Origin of the sequence: Chitinophaga sp. (genome assembly GCF_035538455.1) — a bacterium.
Lineage (GTDB): Bacteria > Bacteroidota > Bacteroidia > Chitinophagales > Chitinophagaceae > Chitinophaga.
Window position 1 is genome coordinate 1 of the sequence record NZ_DATLKJ010000162.1, and the last position, 23,664, is coordinate 23,664.

General features: G+C 41.2%; 9 protein-coding genes and 1 pseudogene. 9 read left to right on the forward strand and 1 reads right to left on the reverse strand.

What is annotated here, in order from left to right; genetic code table 11:
* Positions 1-272: 272 nt before the first annotated feature.
* Entirely contained in the window at positions 273-503 is a 231-nt protein-coding gene (locus VM802_RS19750; RefSeq protein ID WP_325533729.1) for a hypothetical protein, read from the reverse strand.
* A 721-nt stretch (positions 504-1,224) separates the two neighbouring features.
* On the opposite strand from VM802_RS19750, the gene VM802_RS19755 reads away from it, so the two are divergent.
* From VM802_RS19755 to VM802_RS19790, 9 genes and pseudogenes are all read left to right on the forward strand, one after another.
* Positions 1,225-3,606, forward strand: a complete 2,382-nt coding sequence (locus tag VM802_RS19755; protein WP_325533731.1) for a hypothetical protein — start codon at positions 1,225-1,227, stop codon at positions 3,604-3,606.
* Positions 3,607-3,617: 11 nt separating this feature from the next.
* A complete protein-coding gene (locus VM802_RS19760; protein WP_325533733.1) occupies positions 3,618-4,706 on the forward strand; it encodes a hypothetical protein in 1,089 nt (362 codons plus the stop codon).
* A gap of 54 nt (positions 4,707-4,760) precedes the next feature.
* Positions 4,761-10,352, forward strand: a complete 5,592-nt coding sequence (locus tag VM802_RS19765; protein ID WP_325533735.1) for a PA14 domain-containing protein — start codon at positions 4,761-4,763, stop codon at positions 10,350-10,352.
* Between the two features lie 22 nt (positions 10,353-10,374).
* Complete coding sequence (locus VM802_RS19770) at positions 10,375-10,878, forward strand: hypothetical protein (protein ID WP_325533737.1); 504 nt, start codon at positions 10,375-10,377, stop codon at positions 10,876-10,878.
* Between the two features lie 18 nt (positions 10,879-10,896).
* Positions 10,897-11,367, forward strand: coding sequence for a hypothetical protein (locus tag VM802_RS19775; protein ID WP_325533739.1), 471 nt, complete (start codon positions 10,897-10,899; stop codon positions 11,365-11,367).
* 359 nt (positions 11,368-11,726) lie between these two features.
* Entirely contained in the window at positions 11,727-14,423 is a 2,697-nt protein-coding gene (locus VM802_RS19780) for a hypothetical protein (protein ID WP_325533740.1), read from the forward strand.
* Between the two features lie 6 nt (positions 14,424-14,429).
* On the forward strand, positions 14,430-15,179 hold the full coding sequence (locus VM802_RS19785) for a LolA3 family protein (RefSeq protein WP_325533742.1): 750 nt from the start codon (positions 14,430-14,432) through the stop codon (positions 15,177-15,179).
* Positions 15,180-15,674: 495 nt separating this feature from the next.
* Positions 15,675-16,295, forward strand: a pseudogene (locus VM802_RS32520) (DUF6443 domain-containing protein); the annotation flags it as partial.
* Positions 16,296-16,421: 126 nt separating this feature from the next.
* Positions 16,422-23,660 carry an RHS repeat domain-containing protein gene (locus tag VM802_RS19790; RefSeq protein WP_325533744.1) on the forward strand — a complete coding sequence of 2,413 codons (7,239 nt, stop codon included), beginning with the start codon at positions 16,422-16,424 and terminating at the stop codon, positions 23,658-23,660.
* Positions 23,661-23,664: the final 4 nt, after the last annotated feature.

Sequence of the window (23,664 nt, forward strand, 5' to 3'; positions counted from 1 at the left end):
TATCGACTGACATAGTGAATGAATTTTTATGATGCATGAAAATCTTAGTAAAGTGTATTGCCTGAAATTTGTTGAAATGAAAATACGGAACAAATATGGGGTTGAAAAGTGCAGAAAATTCAGAGTAGAAACCGAGCTTCGGTAAATATTCTTAGGTCAGTTGGTTGTCAGGCATTTCAAGGGGAAGGCAACAAACGAATACAGTTTTGGTACTTTGGCGGGAAGTGTGCAGCTTTATAGGTGAGCGGTGATCGGAGTATGTGACGCGTGAATTATTGCGGAAGCGAGGCAACCAGCAAAATGATTCCGGCCAAGATCATCAGGATGGCGACTGTTTTGCCACAGCCTTCGGCAAATTGTGCAGATTGGTTAGAACCATAGGAAGGAAATACTTCTATTCCGGCCTGGTTGCGTCTGTTAAACCGGTCGCGGTTGATAGAGTAATTGATAAATATGCCCAGTGCGACCAAGGCAATGCCCAGAATTCGGTATAGTAAGTCCATAAAGGATAAGTTTGTGAGATGTTAACTTTATTTATACAGCTGGTTATTTTACGTTTATGGAACAATGTTGCCAGATAATGCAATATAAATGTAGTAAAAAAGGATAGTTGGTTCCTTTCCTGATTCGAACGTCCTCGGGGAATACCGTGCAGAAGAACGCAGTTTTTGTGGACCGAAAAGCAATCTAAGATTATATAGTAACATTGTTATCACGATGAATGTCGATAGCCTCCCAGGAAAACCTGGCAAAACCTACTTTTGAACGGAGATAGAGACGCTAAACAGTTTATATATTGTTATTGTCAAAGTGCATAGTGCAATTTTTTTTTTTTTTGTTTATAAATTAAAAGTAATAAATTTAGAGTGAGAATATTAGTTTGCAATCCCAAATGATTTGTGGTTTGTTGGCCATAGAAGGAGCGGTTAACCTATTTTATCATGTGGATGATTTTTAGATGTTGTGAATCCTTTCTATGAAATTAATATAATCCCAATTGTTAAGCATAAAATCGTTATTCTATGAATGTATTTTGTACTATGGAATACCATTAACCCCGTGGAAAGCCAATCTTGTATAAAATGTTACCTAATCGTGCGGGTATACTTTAACCAGAATGCAAGATGATTTATCTCCAGAGTATTTATTACAGATAGCAGTTAGACTCATGATCAGTTGGTGAGACTACCTGTATTATTGGAAATTATTGTTAATTCCTAATTGATGAAAGCATTCATCAAAATGTTATTGGTATGCTTATTATTGAACTGCAGGAGCTATTCTCAGCTCAAGAATGGTTATGTTCAAATGTTTGCTTTTGGAGATAGCGTTGCTAAAAGAGGTGATAATGGATATGTTGACACAGTTTATTTTGTGTTCAACAAATTTTGTAAATCCGGCCCTCTTACTCCTTTGATATTGCATCCTCTATCTAAGGATTCTGTGAACGTTGCTTTACATAGGTCGATACGTGAAAAGACTGTTGTTGTTCCAGTCAAGAAGGTGCCTTTTCTGGTTGTACACGGAAGTATAACGTACGATTTGTATTATCAATCGAACAGAGATACACCATTTGTTGAAAAGGATATATATCAGCATACAGTTCAAACATTGTTAGATGTTACAGTTAAGAATCAATATCCTCTTCGTATAGCATTTACTACAAATATTGGGAATTCAGACTATTTCAGGAATATCACAGGACTAGGGCTACAATATGCTAATAGAGATTTTAAACAGTTGATATTAAATAAGGCAAAGCAATGGGATGATTCAAAGGAGAAACTAATGAAAGAAGTTCATATGCTGGAATCACGAATCGGGGAAATAACAGACCAAATAAATCTACTTCGAAGTCAGATTTCATCTCCTTCAAGATTACAGGAGATGGTAGAGGAGAAAGAAAGAAAATTTTATAAGCATATTAAAGATTCCATTGACGGAGAAAAGAATGGTTTAGCGGAGAGAATAGCGAGCGAAAATCAAGTGCAGACAGGGTATCGACGCTTTTATTTATCAGAGCTTCGGGATTCTATTGGTGTAACGACATTGAAAGGAAATAGTGCTCTGGAAAAGGTTGATACGCTGATTGAACAGACATCGCATAAATACATGCAGATTGAAAAAAAAACAGATTCGCTTAAAAATGAACTGTCGAAGATTCAGGACTTGTATAATAAGAAGAAGGAAGCTATCGTCATGGCCAAATCACAACTAATGGATGTACTTCTTAATAGTAATAATAGGGAGTTAATAAGGAAACTTCAATCCATGGATTTACCTGATAGTGTTCTGCCGAAAGGTTATAAGAACCTACTTGCAATAAGATCTGTAGGTATTGGTAGAACAATAGTTGATTATTCTGAACTGACGGCCAAAGACATCAGTATAATAGGTGTGCAGGCAGAGTATAATCCATCCTGGTATCTGGCGTTCGCTACAGGAGCTGTTGACTTCAGATTCAGGGATTTTATTGTCAGGGATAACAGAATACGGCAATATCTGAACCTAATTCGTTTGGGAGTGGGGATGAGGGAAGGTAGTAACATCATTCTTACATACTACACCGGAAGGAAACAGGTATATAACTTTAATACTTCATCGGGAAGTACAAGTTCTGCTCCGGATTATAGTATAATGGGTATTTCGCTGGAAGGACGTTGGCAGCTTAATTCTAATAATTATATCATAGCAGAAGCAGCGAAGTCGTCACTACCTTATTATGCTAGTGGTGCTAAAGGAGAGAGAGGTTTTCAAAGTATGATAGGTTTCAATGATCGCTCAAATGAAGCCTGGTCGGTAAAACTATTTTCATTTATTCCCGCAACGTCAACGAGCATCAATGCTCTGTACAAGTCAATGGGGGCCAATTTTCAGTCTTTTAGCTTATATACTACCGGTTCATCGCAGAATGCTTGGTCAATCCGTATTGATCAGCCTCTCTGGCACCGACAGGTAACTGTATCGGCAGGACTCAGAAAGAATGATTTCAGAAGTATTTACCAGTATAACGATTTTCATAGTAATACTATCTATAAAAGTATACAAGCTACCTTACGCATTAGGAAGTGGCCCGTTGTAAGTGTTGGATATTTTCCAAGCTCTCAACTGACAAAAATCAGCGAGGATCACTATATCGAGAATCAGTTCTATACGCTTACGGGTACGGCTAGCCATTTTTACAGATACAGAAGTATAATGATGAACACAATGTTTTCTTATACAAGGTTCTATAATAAAAAAATGGATAGTGCTTTTTTGTATTTCAATACAAAGAATATTGCACTTAATCATACTATGATTATTGGAAAACTTACCTTAAACGGTATTATCTCAGCAGCCAACAACATGGATTATTCCTTGTATAATGCCGATGGAAACGCGCAATACAGATTGAAAAACTGGATTGATATAGGCGGAGGTATAAAGTACAACTGGCAGACAGTGTATCATATCGGTCAGCTTGGATATTCGGCTAACGTGCGTGTCCGTATTCCTTACCTGGGAGAAGTCGCCCTTTTTGCTGATAAAGGATTTATTCCCGGATCTAACAAAAGGTTATTACCCTCCAATACTGGCAGAGTCACCTATACAAAAACATTTTAAATATAGATCAAATGAGGCTTTTATTATGGATGTCCATTATAATCCTGAGCACTTTAGAGATAAATGCGCAGGTAACAATGACGGTGCAAATTCCACCTGCAGGTGTTTTACAGAAATCGCAGCTGTGGAGCATCCTTCTGGTATCAGCAGCTGATCATCCTCTGGGGGTGAAAATCATACTTAGATTAATGGATTCCCGGACTAACCAACCTCTATTAACCGGGGTAAGCAACCGGATGGTAATAGTCAAAGGAGCCAGATTGTTACAGGCAGTAGATGTTGCACCTGTTCAGTATGAGTATCTTTCTCCTGTTATTGAAAGATCGGAGAATGGGTTTCTGTCTGCAGGTAATTATGTTGCCTGTTATAGTCTCTTTATAGAGGGATACGAAAAAGGAAACCTTTCAGCCGAGGATTGTATGCCGTTTGCCGTTGAACCGGCAAGCCCTGTGATGTTGAATACCCCTGCCAATATGAGTGTGCTTGAGATCCCTGTGCCACAATTCACCTGGTTGCCACCCGCTCCACAGAACATCTTTAACAAATTAAATTATGACCTCACGCTGGTGGAACTGAAAGGAGGGCAATCTGCCGTCGAAGCTATTCAGCAAAACATCCCGGTATATAGAGTCAATCGTATTGAATATCTCTTTGCTAATTACCCCGCATCTGCACCTTTATTGGATACCGGGAAAGTATATGCATGGACCGTTACAGCCAGGAATGGCCTGCAATTCGCCGGCCAGGCAGAGGTATGGACATTCAGGGTAAAGAAGCAGATGGTAAAGAATGAAGAAAATAAAGAAGCCTATATACAATTGAAAAAGGAGTTGGATGCTGCTGTTACCAACAGCGGGAATATCATTCATTTTAATTATAGAAATGAAACAGGGGATAGCACTATCCCTTATGAGATCCTTGCACTGGACATGAGAGGTGAAAGTATAGCCAAAGGTGACTTAGCCATTAAACGAGGTGAGAATATGATGGATCTGAAAATTGGAAGAGGGCGATTGGAAAATGGGCAACATTATTTATTAAGACTTTTAAACTCCCGGAAAGAATATTGGCAGATGCGCTTCATTTATACCGAAGATTAGCGTGCTGATTACGCCTGGATATTATATCGATGATTTCTGTAAAATACAATTTTCATGATACTTACTATAGTTGCAAAAGGAAAGAGGTTATTTAGTTATACTTTTCTTGCACTGATTTATATACAAAAAATATTACCCTCCTACGCCGTGACTCCTGGAGTAATGTTTCCCATCGCTAAACATGGGATTAGCAATGATGGTCCGACCATAAATGCAGAAAATCCCGGTATCTCTGTTTTATCGGAGAAGAGAGTAGAAAGCGAGGACAACCAGATTGATGGAGGTCCCGGTCAGCCTGAGAACCAGGGATTTCATTCAGTGAATAATTCAAACCTCGTCGATTTATTCACGGGAGATTTTTCTTATAATATTCCATTGCTGGATGTAGGTGGATACCCGGTTACGATAGGATATAACAGTGGTATATCGATGGATCAGGAAGCCAGCTGGACCGGTTTGGGATGGAATATAAACCCGGGATCCATCACAAGAAATTTGCGGGGAGTTCCTGATGACTTTGATGGATTGGACACTATCCAGAAAATGGCTTCTATAAAAGAGAATAAAACTGTCGGTGTTACCGGAGGCGCAGATTTGGAGCTGGTTGGATTACCGCTTGGGGCCGGCGCCAATTTGGGTGTTTTTCATAATTCTTATCGTGGGTGGGGCCTCGAGTATGGGATAAATGCAAGCATCAATGCTGGTGTAGGAAGTAAAGGTATATTAAGTGGAGGGCTATCTCTTACGAGCAATACGCAGGAAGGGTTTACTATTGCGCCTTCGCTGACCGCCCATTTAGCAGATAAGCAGGCTGGCGATAACGGAGGAATAGGGGGGAGTTTTACGATAGGGTCTGCCTATAACTCCAGGGCGGGACTGAAGGCATTACAGCTGAATGCCGGCATTAGGCAATTCAAAACAGATGATGATACGCGTAAGGAGGCTGCTGGAAATAGTAATTCCAGACCTATGGGTACTGGTTCTGTTTTTTCTTCTGCTATTTCCTTCGTTCAACCCTCATTCACACCTACAATTAATTTGCCATATACAAGCGTGCTACAGACTTATACAGCAAAGATTGGTGGGGAAGTGAAAGTAGTTCACCCGAGTTTCTTTGTCAGCGGGTATGTATCCAGACAATTTATTGATAAGGCAGATCAACGTATTGCATTACCATCTTATGGCTATCTCAATTTCCAGCATGGCACGGCGAACAGGGGAGCATTACTGGACTTCAACCGGGAGAAGGAAATTCTATACCGTGAAAAGCCATCCCTTCCGAATATTGGTATTCCGGGATATACCTACGATGTTTTTACTATGTCCGGAGAGGGTACTGGCGGTACTTTCAGGGCTTACCGTGGAGATATTGGCTTTGTATATGATCATATGATGAATAGTAAGGACCGTTCTTCGAGGATAAGTGTTGATCTTGGAGCCGGAGACCTGGTGCATGGTGGCGTTGACCTAAACCTTAATAGGGCTGTAACTCAGAGTGGACCATGGATTGATCAGAATCCACTGGCATCAATAATAGGCTTTAAAGAAACTACTAAAGAATTTGAAGCCGCATATTTTCGTAATCCTGGAGAGAAATCTGTTAATACCTCTTCTTTCTATGAAAACATTGGTTCGGATGATGTTTTAGCCGTGGATTTATTTCAGGCAGGAAATAGCAGCCCAGTGATTACTACTACAAATTATCTCAACAGGTATAAGAATAAAAATTCTGTGGGCCAGGTAATGCTTACTAAGGATAAAGTCTATAAGCCGGTGCGGGATAAGAGAACACAGAGTATTACGTATCTGACAGCTAAACAGGCCGATGTTGTTGGGTTTAACAGGTATATTGAAAGTTATACTCCAAATAAATTCGGAGGCAGCAGTTGTGGAAACACTTTTCCCGATAATATCGATGGGAAGGGACTCGGATTAAAGGGAGAGTATTTCAGCGGACGGAATTTTGAGAACAAAGTTTTTGAGAAAACAGATACATCGATCAATTTTAATTCTCCCGAAGAAATAAATGCGGGCCGTCCTGATGGCGCTCCATGGGTAAGTGAGGATTTCTCAGTTCGCTGGACCGGAAGGCTGAAGGCGCCGGTAACAGGCACTTATACCTTTAGTATTTCTACGGACGATGGAGCGAGGCTGTACCTTAATGATTCTCTTCTTCTTGATACCTGGAATGAGAAACCGACTTCTAAAAGTGCAACCGTAAACTTCCTTGCCGGACAGGTTTGTAACATTCGCCTGGAGTATTACAATGGCCCCAGGTACGTGCGGATGTTGTTAAAATGGTCTTATCCCGGGCAAGGGGAACAGTTTATCCCACAGAGTAGCCTTTACCTGATGCCATCAAAAGATACTTTTGTTGTGAACGATGGTTTATCAAAAGAGAAGCGGATCAACAACTTCAGAAAACCTAATCATATCTCCGAAATAAGCGTCCTGAATGCGGATGGAAGGAAATATATATATGGTATCCCGGTATACAATCTGAAACAACGGGAAGCAACATTTTCTGTGGAGACAAAGGACGGGAACAGAGAGGAAGGACTTGTAAAATATAGTCCTGGCGTTGATAATACAACTGATAACAAGAAAGGTGGAGATTGGTATTTTAACAGTGAGCAAATTCCTGCTTACCCTCATTCATGGCTGCTTACGGGGATTGTATCGACTGATTATTCAGATCTGACGGGTGATGGTATTACTGATGATGATCTGGGAAGTGCAGTGAAATTTAATTATAGTAAGATTGCAGGCATAGGCAATCCCTTTGGATGGAGGGCACCATATAGTACCGGTGCTACTTACAACGAAGGATTGAGAACAGACACCAGGGATGATAAAGGTAGCTATGTATACGGCGAAAAGGAGTTGTGGTATCTGCATTCAATAGAGTCCAGGAATATGATTGCTACATTCAAGGTAAGTGATAGGGAAGATTTGTATTCAATAGATGAGAATGGCAATAAAAGACAGAGTCGTATAGCAAAGAAACTCGATGAAATTAATTTATACGTTAAAGCTGATTTTCTGAAATATAATACTGCTGCAATTCCGGTTAAAACTGTTCATTTCGAATACAGCTATGAATTATGCCCCGGGGTAAATGCCCCGGTGAGCAATCAGGGAAAACTTACACTAAAAAAAATCTGGTTTAGTTATAATGGTAATGATAAGGGAAAGAAAAACCCATATGTATTTTATTATCATGGCAATAATCCGGCGTATAATGTAAAATCCTTCGATAGATGGGGTAACTTTAAAGATGCCCTTCATAATCCGGGTTCATCACAGACGAACCTGATTACAAATGCGGAATATCCGTATGCCTTGCAGGATAGCCTGGTAGCGGCAAACAATGCTGCGGCATGGACGCTGGATTCTCTCATTCTGCCGTCGGGTGCAAGAATGAAGGTAACCTATGAATGCGACGATTATGCCTATGTACAGAACAAGCGGGCCATGCAACTTTTTAAAATTGCGGGATTTTCTTCCTCTGTGCCAACGTCTACGGCTACACTTACTAATAATTTATATGGGAGTGGTGATCATCTTTACGTTGCTATGAACATCCCTTATAGGGTTACAACTGTAAGGGAAGTTTATGATAGATATCTCTCCGGTATAGATAAAATGTATTTCCGCCTTTTTGTTAAAATGCCGGATGACAGATATGGCAGCGGGGGCGAATATGTACCAACCTATGCAGCCCTGGATACAACGAGTGGTGGATATGGTCTTATTGATAACGGTAGTGCTATCTGGGTTAAATTAAAGGGGATTGACCAGAATGGAAATTCGGGCGGAACTATGAGTCCATTAGTTAAGGCTGCCGGGCAATTTTTGCGGCTCAATCTTCCTTCTAAAGCGTATCCTGGTTCGGACGTTGGAAATGATCTGGATGCGGCTGATGCAGTAAAAATGATATTTTCCATTGCCGGTAGCATTAAGAGTGCTTTTCGTGGGTTTGATAATGGCATCAGGGCCAAAGGCTGGGTCAGTCAGGTAGATACTTCCCGTTCTTTTGCCAGACTTAATAGCCCTGCTTACAAGAAGCTGGGAGGAGGGCTGAGAGTAAAGCGTATCGTTACCTATGATAACTGGAATGCGATGACGGGTCAGAAGGAGTCGCTATATGGACAGGAGTATTCCTATACAACAACCCAAATAATTGGGGGTGTTCCGGTACCTATAAGTAGCGGTGTAGCCAGTTATGAGCCGGGAATAGGCGGAGAGGAAAACCCCTGGAGAGTACCGATCGAATATACTGAGCAGGTAGCTCCGCTTGCTCCCGTTAATATGGGATATGTTGAGGCGCCATTGGGTGAATCTTTTTTCCCTGCTGCATCTGTGGGGTACAGCAAGGTAAGAGTACGTACCATAAATGCAAAAAATACCCGATCGGCAAATGGGTATGAGGAAACCGGATTTTATACCAGTTACGATTTTCCCACTATTACAGATATGACCCTGCTGGCAGATGGTAAGAAGAGATATAAGCCCGCCCTGGCTAATTTCCTTCGTATAAATGCGAAGCACTTTATGGCTTTAAGCCAGGGATTTAAAGTAGAGTTAAATGATATGAATGGGAAACTCCGCTATAAAGCATCTTATGCAGAAACTGATGCTGATAACCCTATCGCTTATACGGAGAATTATTACCGGGTAGACAACCAGAATGCCATTTTTAAACATCTTAATAACACTGTTATGAGCATGGACCAGACAGGTGCTATTGATACGGTGGCTTCTGTTGGAAAGGATGTGGAATTAATGGTGGAAATGAGAGAACAAAGATCAGTTGTCAATGGGAATAATTTCAATGTAAATGGAGATTTTTTCAGTTTTGGAATTCCCCCGGTAATGATGATCCCAAGCTTTCTGAGCCTGGCGCAACGAGAAGAAAACCTGTTCCGCTCAGTGGCTGTAACAAAAGTCATTAACAGACATGGTATTCTCGATAGTACCATTGTAATGGATAAGGGTAGTCGTGTTGTCACAAGAAATCTTTTGTATGATAATGAAACCGGCGACGTGATTTTAACGAGTACGCAGAATGAATTTAATGATCCTGTGTACCAGTTTGCTTACCCTGCATACTGGGCCTATGATGGTATGGGAGGAGCATACAGGAATATAGGTTTGCAGTTTGATCATGTTAATATCCGTGAAGGCCGTATTACCGGCGGCATAACAGCAACTGAAGCGTTGAAATATTTTTCCTCCGGAGATGAAATAATGTGCTATTCAAAATCCAAAACCGGAGGTGATGACTGCAATCCGGCAATAGCAACTTTCCCTGGTAGCAGTAAGATATGGGCAGTGAATAAAAACATACTGGACAGAATTCCGCTTGGCTTTGGCACGCCAGAAATTTATTTTATAGATAGAGAAGGAAAGCCTTTTACCGGTAATGATATATCCATGCAGATTGTCAGGTCCGGTAGGAGAAACATGACAGGATCTGTTAGTACTATTACCATGTTGGTTAATCCATTGGTAAAATCCGGTAATACTTATAATCTCAATATTAACAAAGACTCTAAAATTATTAATACTACAGCAGCGGAATTTGATCAGCGATGGAAGGTAAGTGATAAGAAAAAGCAAAAAACTACCTGTAGTCTTCAATAATCTACACTCAAAAAATACTAGTATGAATAAATGGATGTTTTTAATGGCCCTGCTATCTGTGGTGAGTGGATTAGTAGCGGGACAGCAAACTGATCTGAAAGTAGATAAATTTTCAGGGGAGTGGGAATTTTCAAAAGTGGAAATGAAATTGTATGCACAGGATGATGGAAGACTTTTGGAAGATAAAGTCTTTACTACGACTGAATCAACAAAAAATATTAATGGACTGGTCCCTTTCTCAATAAAATTTTCAAGGCATCAATGTATCATCAGCCATCGCAATGGGATTGAAGGCGGAGAATTTCGTTTGATAAATGATAAGGAGTTCACTTTTTCTCCTGATGTACAGGGAAAGGAGAATTTGAATAGTACTAATCGTATACCTGCAATTACCTATAGATACCGCATAGAGGACAGAAATTGGTTGGCCATTGATATGCCAGCTGCATTTTATAAAGATAATATCAGAGGAGTGGCCGTGAGATTATTATATACATGTTATTATCAATTGAAACCTGTTAAGTAAAAGCAATATACCTGAGAAATGCAAAAAATTAATCCGACATCAAGAATATGGATTAGGCGTATCCTGATTATAGCATTGTTTGTAGTAACAGAGAGTAGATATGCAAGTGGCCAGTGTAATTGGGGATTCACAACTACAATACAACCTTCTGTATGTGCTGCAAGCGGAAAGATAACAATAACGCTAACTGGCGCCAATGCAGGAACATTAACCAATTTACTTTACAGCCTTGAACCTGTTGTACAGGGTGGATTTGCGATAGCGCCTAACAGCTCTCCTCTGCTTGAAAATATTCCTCCCGGCCAATACAAAGTGCGTGTTCAGGCTGTTTGCGGCAGCGAGCAGGTTTCGTCGCTTCAGGATGTACAGGTACGGGGTAATTATGTCCCGTTTAAAGCGGTATTAAGTCAAAAACGGCAAGCTCTGAATGGATGTAATACAGGGCAGGCTTCCTTGTTATTGACGCCTGGGAAAGCCCCTTTTACATAAGGATAAAAACTGCTCCGGCTACTTATTCCGGGCCTGTTACATTTACAACGAATGCTTCTTCATTCTTAATAGATAACTTGGTAAAAGGGGATTATACGGTATCTGTTACGGATTCTTGTGGCTCGACAGAGTCGACCCAGAATGTGTCTATTGCAGAATTACCCATATTGACATCATCACAGTTTCCTTACTTCAGGTATGCTCCTGTAGGTACTGAATGTAATACGTTATATGTGCAACCTCTTTTGATAGGAGATCAGAGCGGTCCTCTTAGTGCTTATCAGAGTCCCGGTACTCCAATAACGTATAGCATCTCTTTTAATGGAGGGGCAAAGACAGTATATAAGCCCATAGCCAATTTGAACGAGAATTATGACACGATACAAATTCCAAACGGGCAATCATTTAAAGATATTTATTTTAAAAATGTTACTTACTTTATTAAGCCTCCCTGTGGTTCAGAAATTAGTATAAATAATATGCTGGAGGCGCCTTATATTAATCTAAGTATTTCTCCTAACTGCAGGACAAGTTTCGATGCTAGTTTTTATCTGGCTGGCAGATCTTCTCTTATCTGTTACCCGGTTTATACTAGTTTTAAAAATAATAACACGGGGTTTACAAAGATTGATACCATTTTATCCCAGAGTGGTGCAAGCGGAAGGGTCGTCAAAGATCTCCCTTATGGAAGTTATACAGTTACCAGCATGACGCGGGATGGTTATCTCCTTCATAACATGAGCAACTGGACTATCAATTCGCCTGCTGAAAATCCATATTCAATTTCAATATCTCCATATTTTGGTGAATATGGTAATGACGGAGCTATTATTTTTACGATTAATAAATCAAGTGGACTATTTACGAGAGGAACGCAGATACAGCTGGTCAGCCCTGGCGAGTATACCTATAGTGAAGTAGTTACCGGTGATTTAGGACTGTATAATTACTATACTGTATCCAGGACAACAAGTACGCCTTCTCGTTATTTTTACCCGGGAACGTATCTTTTCAGGGTAACAGATACTTGCGGATCATATGAATTACCGGTAACAGTACAGGAGGCGAATGTATATCGTTACAATTGGAATATTGAACAGCAGGAAACCTGTGCTGGCTTAAAATTAACTGTTACAGGGTCGGCTATATATAATAATTCACCAGTAAAGCTTTATACGAAGATACTGTCAGGACCTTCAGGTTATGATGGCTCTGTTGTTCCCATTACCAGCTCACTTTTATTACCAACTTCCGGAGAATATAAAATTGGAGTTTCCGGGACCCCATCAGATGTATTTGATTTCTCAAAACCCCTTAATCAGGGATTGGGGAATGGGGTAAATGTAAAAAGCATTATTTACGGCTATAAACCTTTAGCTATAGATGTAAATCATACACAAGGCTGGGTTTGTCCGGGGGGGGCAGATAATGACGGTAATATAAGTGCCGTTGCTATTAACGGTCGGATTACTTCACCTGGTAATTACACCTATAAACTTGCTGCTGTGGGGAATGGGATCAACGGTCCATATCTTTCGGTCAACACAACCGGGAGATTCAGTACTGCAACGTCAGGGGGCGCTTATACTTTGGTGAAGAACCAGAATTATGATATTCGTGTTGAAGATGGATGCGGAGCAGGAGTAGTGCAAACCATTAAAGTTTTAGATCTTGGAGTTACACAGATTGTAACCTCAGATAAACAGCAATACTGCGAAGGGGATATTATAAAACTGAACACATTTAATCCGTTTGTTCCTAATGTCCAGTACAATTGGTCAGGTCCGGATAATTTCAGTAGTACGCAACAGTCGCCCACGTTACCTGCAAAATTATCGGCTTCCGGCATTTATCGTGTTACTATAACAGGGTTGTGTAGTACTCCTATTATGGGTGAATTGAACGTGCGCGTTGCTCCTACAGTGATTACCTGTTATAGCGCAGTTACAGATACCAGTGTCAATCCATATGTTTATGGCTTACTCGGTAACTGGAAGCAGGCAAAGTCTTATATAAATTATAGTGCCCGTTCCGGTAATAATAATGATATACGAAATGATGGTGTATTTACGAACTATACACCTTTTTGGAAGTGGATTAATGGCGGATTGCAATTAGGGGATTACCTGGTAGCAGGTGGCTGGGTATGGACATCTGAATCTACACTCTTTAATAAAAAAGGATTTGAACTGGAAAATAAGGATCCATTGAATCGTTTTAACGCTGGTCTGTACGGTTATGATAATTCTCTTCCCATAGCTGTGGTACAGAACAGTCATTATAGAGAGGCAGCTTTTGAAGGATTTGAAGACTACAATTTTGGGAGTAATGAATGTGATATCGCTTGCACAACAGCAAGAAGTTTTGATTTTTCATCTTATAAATCACAACTGGATTCAATAGAGCGACATTCCGGGAAATACAGTCTCCGGGTAGATGCTGGAAAGGCAGCAGGGATGGTGGTTCCGGTTGTAAGCAATGATAATAATTCCTTTTCCTTTACTACTACTACAGGAACGAATAGTTGTACCGGGAATAATGCTTTGCTCAGAAGCATACGGCTAGGCACAGATGCGTTACTGCCTTCATTTTCACCGATTTCCGGTAAGGATATTCTGATCAGCGTGTGGGCAAAAGAAGCAGAACGCTGTAACTGCACCGGTTATATGAAGAACCAGATAGGTATTGTGGTCACCCAGCCTTCCGGGGCTACAACGGTAATTGCAAAACCTGTAGGGCCGATAATTGATGGCTGGCAGCGATATGAACAGGTAGTTAATTTACCGGCAGCTGCAACGAAGGTATCTTTCAGTTTTGAAGCTACTGGCTCCACTGCTGTCTTTTTTGATGATCTGAGGATACATCCATATAATGCAATTATGAAGTCATTTGTCTATAACCCTGTAAACCTCAGGTTGGTGGCTGAATTAGATGAAAATAACTATGCTACATTTTATGAATATGATGATGACGGAGTGCTTATTCGTCTGAAAAAGGAGACGGAGAAAGGAATACAGACTATCCAGGAAACCCGGAATGCATTATTAAAAGACTAAATGCCTATGAAAAGCAGGATCTCAATATCATTACTTGGTTTGTTTATGTTGTTGGCCTTTCATAAAGGATGGGCGCAGCAAAATAATGATGCTGAAATAGCCATACTGGTACAAAGGATGAAAGCTGCGTATAAATCCCGGCCGTTATCATTCGATGTGAGATATACATATTCAAATGAGCTTACCCCTAACATATTACTAGACTCATTGAATGGGAAAGTGTATATGAATGGATCTGATTATCGGTATCAATTTGATGGAACTGAGACGGTACATATCAAGGACTATCATATACTCATCTTCAGGGAAGATAAGCTTCTATATCTAGGAAAGGCAGTTCAGGATACGGTTAGCGAATCCCCTTTGCAACAACTGTTGGATGCTTTGCATCAACAGGGAATTAGAAGCTGTGATCTTATTCGGGATAAACAGTATACAACTATCCGGATGATCTTTCAGGAGGGGCTTCTATATAGGCGATTGGAAATGCGGGTTGAGAACAACTCCGGGCTTTTGAGCCAGGTGAAATATTTGGTTAAGACTTCCATGTTGGCTTCGCCAGGTACCAACCCGGATGGTCAGAAGGATTATGAAGAGTATGCATCAGTTGTTGCTGATTTTTATCATTATCAACTACTATTGGTTGGTAACACGTTATTTGATGAACACCATTTCTTTGTAAGATCGGGTAATATGGTCAGTCTGGCCCCGGCATACAAGGATTATAAAATATTTATTGCAACCCCGAATTTTTAAGCGATGAATCAGTTATTACATAAAATATTAAAAGTTGGGATCTTTATTTGGTTGCTGTTGTACTCCATCCATGGATCGTCACAATCTACTGTGGGATTAAAGAAATTACTGGACGGCGGTAAGAATCAGCTGGCAAAGGATTCATTTGTAACCGTTACCGACACTATTTTTTTTAGTAGTACCCTCCGTTCCCGGTTGGAATTACCTTATCCAGCCAGGAATATAGTGACATTTAAACTGAACGAATATGCCTCAGTATATCTTCCATCTCCTTTCAGTGCCACTGCCAATATTCGTATTATATATACAAAGCCGGATTTGAAGCTGGACTCTGTACAAACCTCAATAACAATAGATTATGATACCTTGAAACAGTACACATCCAGAAGCAGCTACACCTTCAATGATGCGCATCAGGTGACAGTTAAAGTCATTAGTGTAACTACAACAACTGGCAATACAAATGTGCTTTCAGCTTTGCAAATCGAAAATGAGATGCTTATCCGGCCTGCATTTAAATTGTTATTCTCGGAGGATGCTGTCAAAACAATCGCTTCTAATACACCACCGAACACTGACGCAACCGATGAGATCATCATCAACTGGCCATCGATAACGGGAGCTGATGAATATGATCTGGAATGGGCATATATTGATTCTACTTCTTTGCTAAATAACAGGTATGGCAATCCTCTATCGCCTTCATTGGTTTTTGATAACAATGCTGCGAGAGTAACGGTTACTGGTAATACTTATGCAGTACCGTTGCTTTATGATGCCGGCGGAGTATTGTTTTTTAGAGCCAGGTCTGTACAGGTAAAGAATGGCAACCGCAGAATACCGACGGCATGGAGTTCTGATTATAGCGGTGGCTTGGGCAGATATAGTTTTGTAGGACATCAACGAAAACTCAACTGGCACGCTGAAATTAATTTTGCAGAAAACGGAAAGCGGAAAGCGGTAGTTCAGTATTATGATGGTAGTCTACGTAGCCGGCAAACTGTTACCAAGGACAACACTTCCGGAAAGACTATTGTGTCAGAAACATATTATGACGGACAGGGACGCCCGGCGATCCAGGTACTGCCAGCGCCTACCCTGAATACTATCATACAATATAGCCGCAATTTTAACGCCGGAGTAAATGGTGGGGAATATGACAAGTCTCAATATGACCAGATAACAGATCCCGCTCAATGCCAGGCTGGTGCCCAGCCCATTTCTTCTACCAATGGTGCCGGATTGTATTATTCTCCTAATAACCCGGAGAAACTGAATGACTTTCAGTCATTCATCCCGGATGCGCAGGGGTATCCACTTACAGAGACATCTTATACACCGGATAATACGGGAAGGATTAGCCGTGTAGGAGGTGTTGGCTCTGGGTATCAACTGGGAAGTGGTCATGAAACAAAATATTACTATGGATCTCCGTCTCAGGAAGAGCTGGACGCGCTTTTCGGTACTGAGGTGGGGGATAAATCTCATTATTTTAAAAATATGGTTCGTGATCCGAATGGGCAATACAGTGTCAGCTACCTGGATATGCATGGACGGACCATTGCTACCGCTATGGCGGGAACACCCGACAATACCGGGATACAAAAGCTCCCTTCTAATAAAACCCTGCCGGTGATAGATACACTTTCCAGCCAGGGAAGTAATATCATAAAGGAGTTGGTAATGGAGAGTAAGCAATCACAGCTGGTGGCGGCTGAAGGGGACTATCAGTTTAGTTATCTCGTTACTCCTCCTGTATTGCAGAGAAAGGATTGTAATAATAATAACATTTGTTATGCCGGATTATATGATTTGGAGATAAAGATCACCGACGACTGCAATAATCAGAAACTTGGAGGAACTCCTTATATCAGCAGATTAAGGAACTATGATCTGTCAGGTATTGTTCCTGATTGCAACCCGAAGCCTGTTGAGTTGAAATTTTCATTACGGCTGCCTCCCGGAAACTATGAAATAACCAAACGTTTATTGGTAGGTAAGGAGGGAATGGATTATTACAGAGATAATGTTTTTCTTAAATCCAATAGCTGTAGGACATTGCAGCAATTTATTAATGAGCAACAGGCGTTAATAACGACGCAAAACAAGCCATGTATCCCTGACTGTAAAACCTGTCTTGATAGTGTCGGAACGTGGAACGGTTTCAAAGACCGGTACATTCGGAAGGCAGGAATCCCGGTAGCTGATGCAATGCTTTATAATGGTCAGATCATGGCCGCCTACCAGGCAGCCATGGATGCCTGTAATGCCTTATGTAACAAGCAGACTGAATCTGATGATATTCAAAAAGCCATGTTGCTGGATGTATCGGCTCCGTCCGGCCAATATGCTAATCTGGATGATATCTCTTCCAATAAGTATTCGATTTTCTATCAACCTGATGAAAATACGCTTCCTTCATACAGAAATAGCAGTATCATATATCTTGATGAAAATCGCAACGCGGATAAAGTATATAATGAAGTAACCGGAACATATGTTTCTCCACAGGCACTTTCGCCATCACAATTTGCTGCTAAGTTTAAGTTATCATGGGCGGCTGCATTATTGCCTTTGCATCCGGAGTACTGTAAGTTAAAGGAATATCAGAAACACACTGCCAGCCATACCTGGGATAGAATAGTGGGAATGATAGATAGTTATGATGAAGCCAAACAGAAGGGCTATCTGAATCCAACTTCCAGTGCTATTGCCCCTGCCGGTTTACCATCTGTAACTGGAGGACAAGACCCATTAAGCCAGGAGAGCGCAACACTTAAAAGTCAGCTTGAATCCAGGTTAAGTAAGTACAGCGGCAATTATTCCATGTGGGCAGTGGCAACATTAATGTCCAAATGTAATCAGCCAGACATTACAGCGTGTGCCGCTATTTATGGGACTGCTCCTTTTGATGAAACCAAATTATGTAAGGGTGAATTGGATATGGCCTGGCGTAACTTCCGGGAGCTTTACCTGAATGTAAAAAGGGACATTATTAGTAACCTGGTAAAACAGGCCGCCTGTGCCAGCGCAGCAGAGTTGATAGCAGCGGGAAAGCAACCTAATTTTAATAATGCCGTTGATGCGTTGAATCAGAATGGTTTGGGTTATCTGAACGACCCGGCATTAACACCAGCTACAGCCGTCTCAAACACTAATCAGGCGATGGCTAAGTATTATGATGATAACTGCAACGCTTATGCGAAATACTGGGTTCAGCAGCTGGCCCCCTGTAAATATAGCCAGGCCGCTCTGGATGAGATTATTCCGAAACTGGTTCAGGTTTGTAAGGAGGGGTCGGATCAATCCCACCCTTATGGTGCCAGTTCGGTAAAGCCCACCAGTTCCTATACTTACCGGAGTTTTCAACAGGTGCTGGAAGAATATAACCGGCTGCATGGCATTACTGATCCTCTTAACTGTAACAGTGAGATGATTACGTCTCCCATGCCATATGATAGACAACCGGTTTATGGTAACAGGATTACATATAACGGACCCGATGATTGCGAATGCAAGCAGCTGGCAGTTTTGAAAGAGCAGTATGAAATCAACAAAACTACCGCTGATAATTCTTTCTCCCAATATTTACTAAGAACAAGAGGGATTAAGATTTCGGAAATAGTGCTTCAGGATTTGTTAACAGCTTGCGCCCGCACAGATAAATCCACATGTAACTATAATAATAAGCCTCTGCAGATTCCAGCATTTATGCAATGCGGATATGCTCCCCCATGTGTTGGGTGTAGAGTTGTGTCAGATACTTATCAGTCATTTAAAGTAATTTACCCTGGTGTCATACCTGTTTTAACAGAGTCAGACACCGTCCAACAGAGAAAGAACCAACTGTTTGCTAATTATATGAATAACCGGCTTGGGTTTAGTAAACAGTCCTGGGAGTACCTAATCTTTATGGACAGCTGTAGCAGGCAGCCAACGTGGGATAGTACGGTATGCCGGTCAGTTTTCAATTTCTCCAATAACAATGGTTCTGACGTAATTTCTTATATGGAAAGAACAACCGATAATGGCTATATAATGGTTGGTTCGACTACTGGGAATAGTAAAGGAGGGCGAGATGCATATGTAATAAAAACAGATAATAAAGGTAATCTTTCGTGGGCCAAGACCTACGGAGGTGCCAAGGACGATTGGTTTACCAGGATTAAACAAACGTCAGATGGTGGTTACATAGCAATTGGAGGAACTAAGTCAGGTGCACATAATATGGATGTACTTATTATAAAAATGAATGGTAACGGAGATGTCACCTGGAGTAAGAATATTGGCTTCGGAACCAGCAATGGTGAGGAATGCAGGGATATTATCCAGACCAGTGATGGAGGGTATGCATTTTCCGGTAATTATGATATCGCTCCATCAACGGGAGATTTTCTTGTAGGTGCACTTGATGCAAATGGTAACCCACGCTGGATCAAGCGGATGGGTACTGCCACTTCTGACCAGGCATATACGCTTCTGCAAAATAATGATACCCTGGTAGTTACAGCCATAACGTTTACGGGTGGTCAGTCCGTATATGACGGTATTATTCTTAAAATGAACCGGAATACTGGTGCTGTTACCAGCGCCAACCGTTATAACATAGGTGGCCGGAAGACTACCATCAACGGAATTTTTAAGACTTCTTCAGGTTACAGGGTTGCTATTTTGAATGGCAGTGGTCTTGCTGATATCAATGCGAATAATGTTATAATGGATGTGGACTATGGGGGAGGGGTGATCTCGGCCAAAAATCTGGAGAGGCCGTCGGGAAGTGATATTATGTGGTGGCAACCGGTTGATACTACCGGAGGTGGCGGGATGATCATTGCCCAGGGGGTTCGGAATACTCCACAACAACAGTTATCGCTGCATAAGATCAGGTCTGATAATACAGTCGCATGGTCAAACAGGTTTACAATGCCCGGAAATATGGAGATACAATGTCTGAGAAGTAATCCGGATGGAAGTTTTGCAGGGGCAGGGATCTATAATAACCGGGCAATGTTGATTCTGGCTAATGATAGCGGGAAAGCCGGTTGTAATAACAGCTCAATCACTACCGGATATACGGATATTGCATATACCCAGAGTGGATTCTCTCTTTTTAGGGATGAAACACTAACGAATACTGCCGCTGATTTCGCTGCGGTTGGTGTCAGCTGCACTCCTGGTTTGATGGATTCAGATTGCCCTTCCCAGGTTGGCACAAATTGTAAATCCTATGGCAAGGGGCCGTTGCTATGTGATAATATCAATGCAGTGTTTGAAGAGGTGGATGTTAACCAGATAAATAATTGTTCAGATAATGACTTTTTCGCAGTCAGTAAAGGCACAGAACTCTATAATGCTTACCGTGACTCACTTTTAACTGGTTTTGAACGGGATTATATTAACCGTTCCCTGTTGGCGGGCTCATTGGAAATGTTTACCGTAGCGTATACATTAAATGAATATCATTACACCTTATACTATTATGATCAGGCTGGCAATCTGAAAAGGACAGTTCCTCCCGCCGGCGTTGTAGTGGATAGGACTTCGACTTGGTTAAATCGTGTTAAAGCTGCACGTAAAGCAGGTACGCTGTTAACTCCACTGCATACGATGGTCAGCAGTTATAATTATAATACTCTTAACCAGGTAGTAAGCCAGCAAACTCCAGATGCCGGTATATCCCGTTTCTGGTACGACCGACTTGGAAGACTGACCGTATCGCAGAATGCAAGACAGCAACCCCTCAATAAATACAGTTATACCCTTTATGATGCTATTGGCAGGATTACGGAAGTTGGAGAAATAGAAAATACGACTGTAATGACAGATGTTATTAGTCGTGATGATCAATCATTATCATCATGGGTGTTTAATTCCAGGAGTAAAAAGGCTCAGGTGACTGTTACTACATATGATCAGCCTTATTTTGCGCTTTCACCTGTAATGAGTGCTGTTAACCTGCGGAATCGTGTAGCCTGGACAGCCCTTTATAACACCGGGTCGGATATTGATTGGGGTAATTTTTCTACCGCGGGCTTTTATAGTTATGATGTACATGGCAATGTGGATACGCTTGTTCAGGATTACAAGCTGGGCGGAATGGCGGCAGCCAATAATCGTTTTAAGAAACTGGTATATAACTATGATCTTATCAGTGGAAAAATAAACCGGTTTGCGTACCAGCCTGGAGAGACGGATGCCTTCTATCAACGATATGAATACGATGCAGAAAACAGGCTGACTAATGTGTATACAAGTCATGACAGCCTTTATTGGGAAAATGACGCATTTTATCAATATTATAAACATGGACCTTTGGCCAGAGCTATAATAGGCCAGCAACAGGTCCAGGGTATTGACTATGTATATACGCTGCAAGGCTGGTTAAAAGCCGTTAATCCAACGGTGGGGGTTAATGCAGGTGATGGGAGTACAGGAAGCCCTGTAGCAGCAGATGCATATAGTTTCCTATTACAATACAATAATTCTGATTATTCGGGCATCAATGGAAATTCTCCCGGATCACTGATACCTGTGCAGTTAAGGTCAGAACATCGTCCTTTATACAATGGGAATATCAGTAGTATGGGCGTGAATATCCGGAAGCTAAATTCTCCGATACTGTATAATTATCAATATGATCAATTGAACCGGCTTGTAAAAGCAGAAGCCTGGAAGACAGTTAAAGATGACTGGTCGTCTCTGCAGAAGATCTCTGATCTCAGAGAGATGGTCAGTTATGATCCAATGGGTAACATATTAAGTACCCATAGACGAGGGAATACATTATCCGGTCAGCCTCTCGAAATGGATAGCCTGGTTTACCATTACCAGCAGGGAACCAATCGCTTGGACTACGTAAGTGATGCAGCACCTGCAACAAACTATGCAAATGATATAGATGATCAGACTTCAGGGAATTATGGTTATGATGCAACAGGAAATCTAATATCAGACAGGCAATCCGGCATTGGTAATATTGCCTGGAATGTTTATGGTAAGATTCAATCTATATCTAAATCCGATGGGACGACATTGAGTTACACATACGATGTTTCCGGTAACCGGATAAGTAAGACGGTTTCTTCCGGAGGCAAGGTAGTTAGCACCTGGTATGTGAGGGATGCGCAGGGTAATGTGGTAAGTGTTTATAGTAATGGAGATGCTTCCCTAAATGGGGGTAATCTTACCCAGGTAGAAACTCATTTATACGGGAGTAGCAGATTAGGTATGAGTACACTGAAGAGAAATGTTCAGAATATTTCGGCGCCAGTTACCTTAGATATGCCTGGTCTTGGAACGGGAAAAAGTATTAACTTCATACGAGGAAATAAGTTCTTTGAGCTGAACAATCATCTTGGTAATGTGTTGACGGTCTTAAGTGATAAGAAACTGCCTCGTCCAACATCTGATGGCAAGAATGTTTCTTTCTATGTACCTGACATAACAAGTGCACAAGATTATTATTCATTTGGGATGTGGGAACCTGGTAGGGGTTTAAGTGGCAACGAGAAGTATAGATATGGGTTTAATGGGAAGGAGAATGATAATGAGGTGAAGGGAGAGGGAAACCAGCAGGATTATGGGATGAGGGTGTACGATCCGAGGATAGGGAAGTTTTTGAGTGTGGATCCACTAAGTCCTAAATATCCTTGGTATACACCTTATCAGTTTGCAGGAAATACGCCAATACAGGCAATAGATCTCGATGGGGCTGAGGAGTGGATGATGCATCAAGCTTTTGCAACAAAGAGAACGGCAGAAATAAAAATTTTACGGCAAGATCAGATTGCAAGGGATAAATTGAGAATTCTCATGCAAATCCCCGAGCCCCACATTATGATGAAAATCGATGGGGTTATACAAATGGGCCCACAATCTATTGTTTTAAGAAATGCCACTATTGCACAAGAACGATATAACGAAGCCCTTGGAGATGCTATTAGAGGCGGTATTGGTGGTTCTGCTGGGTATTTGATGTCTGGTGATAAGGGCGCATTTTTAGGTGCTGGTGTGGATGGAGTTGCTATGTCGCTTGCAGGTATCCCTGCTGGAAATTCTAGTGTATTCCCTCAAGCGTCAGAAATAGGTTCAGCAAGATTCACACCATATACAGGGACACGAGCAAACCGGTTTTTCGGAAAATTAGATCCTCTGGTTAGAACCGCTGCCGAGGCTATAGAAGGCAGTATGCCAAATTCTGTTTTGGCTGTAGAAAGAGAAATAAAGGACCTAAAGACAGGGAGAACGTTAACCGATTTTGATATTGAGTTGAATAACTATATAATTGAAGTTAATGATGGAAGTGCTAAGGGTAAGCTTACTCAAATTCGAGACAGAATTCAACCTCATACCAATAAGGAAGTTATTTTATTTAGCCCCAAAATGTCAGGGTCTGTAGAGAAGAGTATGAAAGCAAACAATATCAGGGCCTTTAGAGATCTTAAAAGTTTAATAGAATATGTAACTCCTAAACAGAAATAATAAT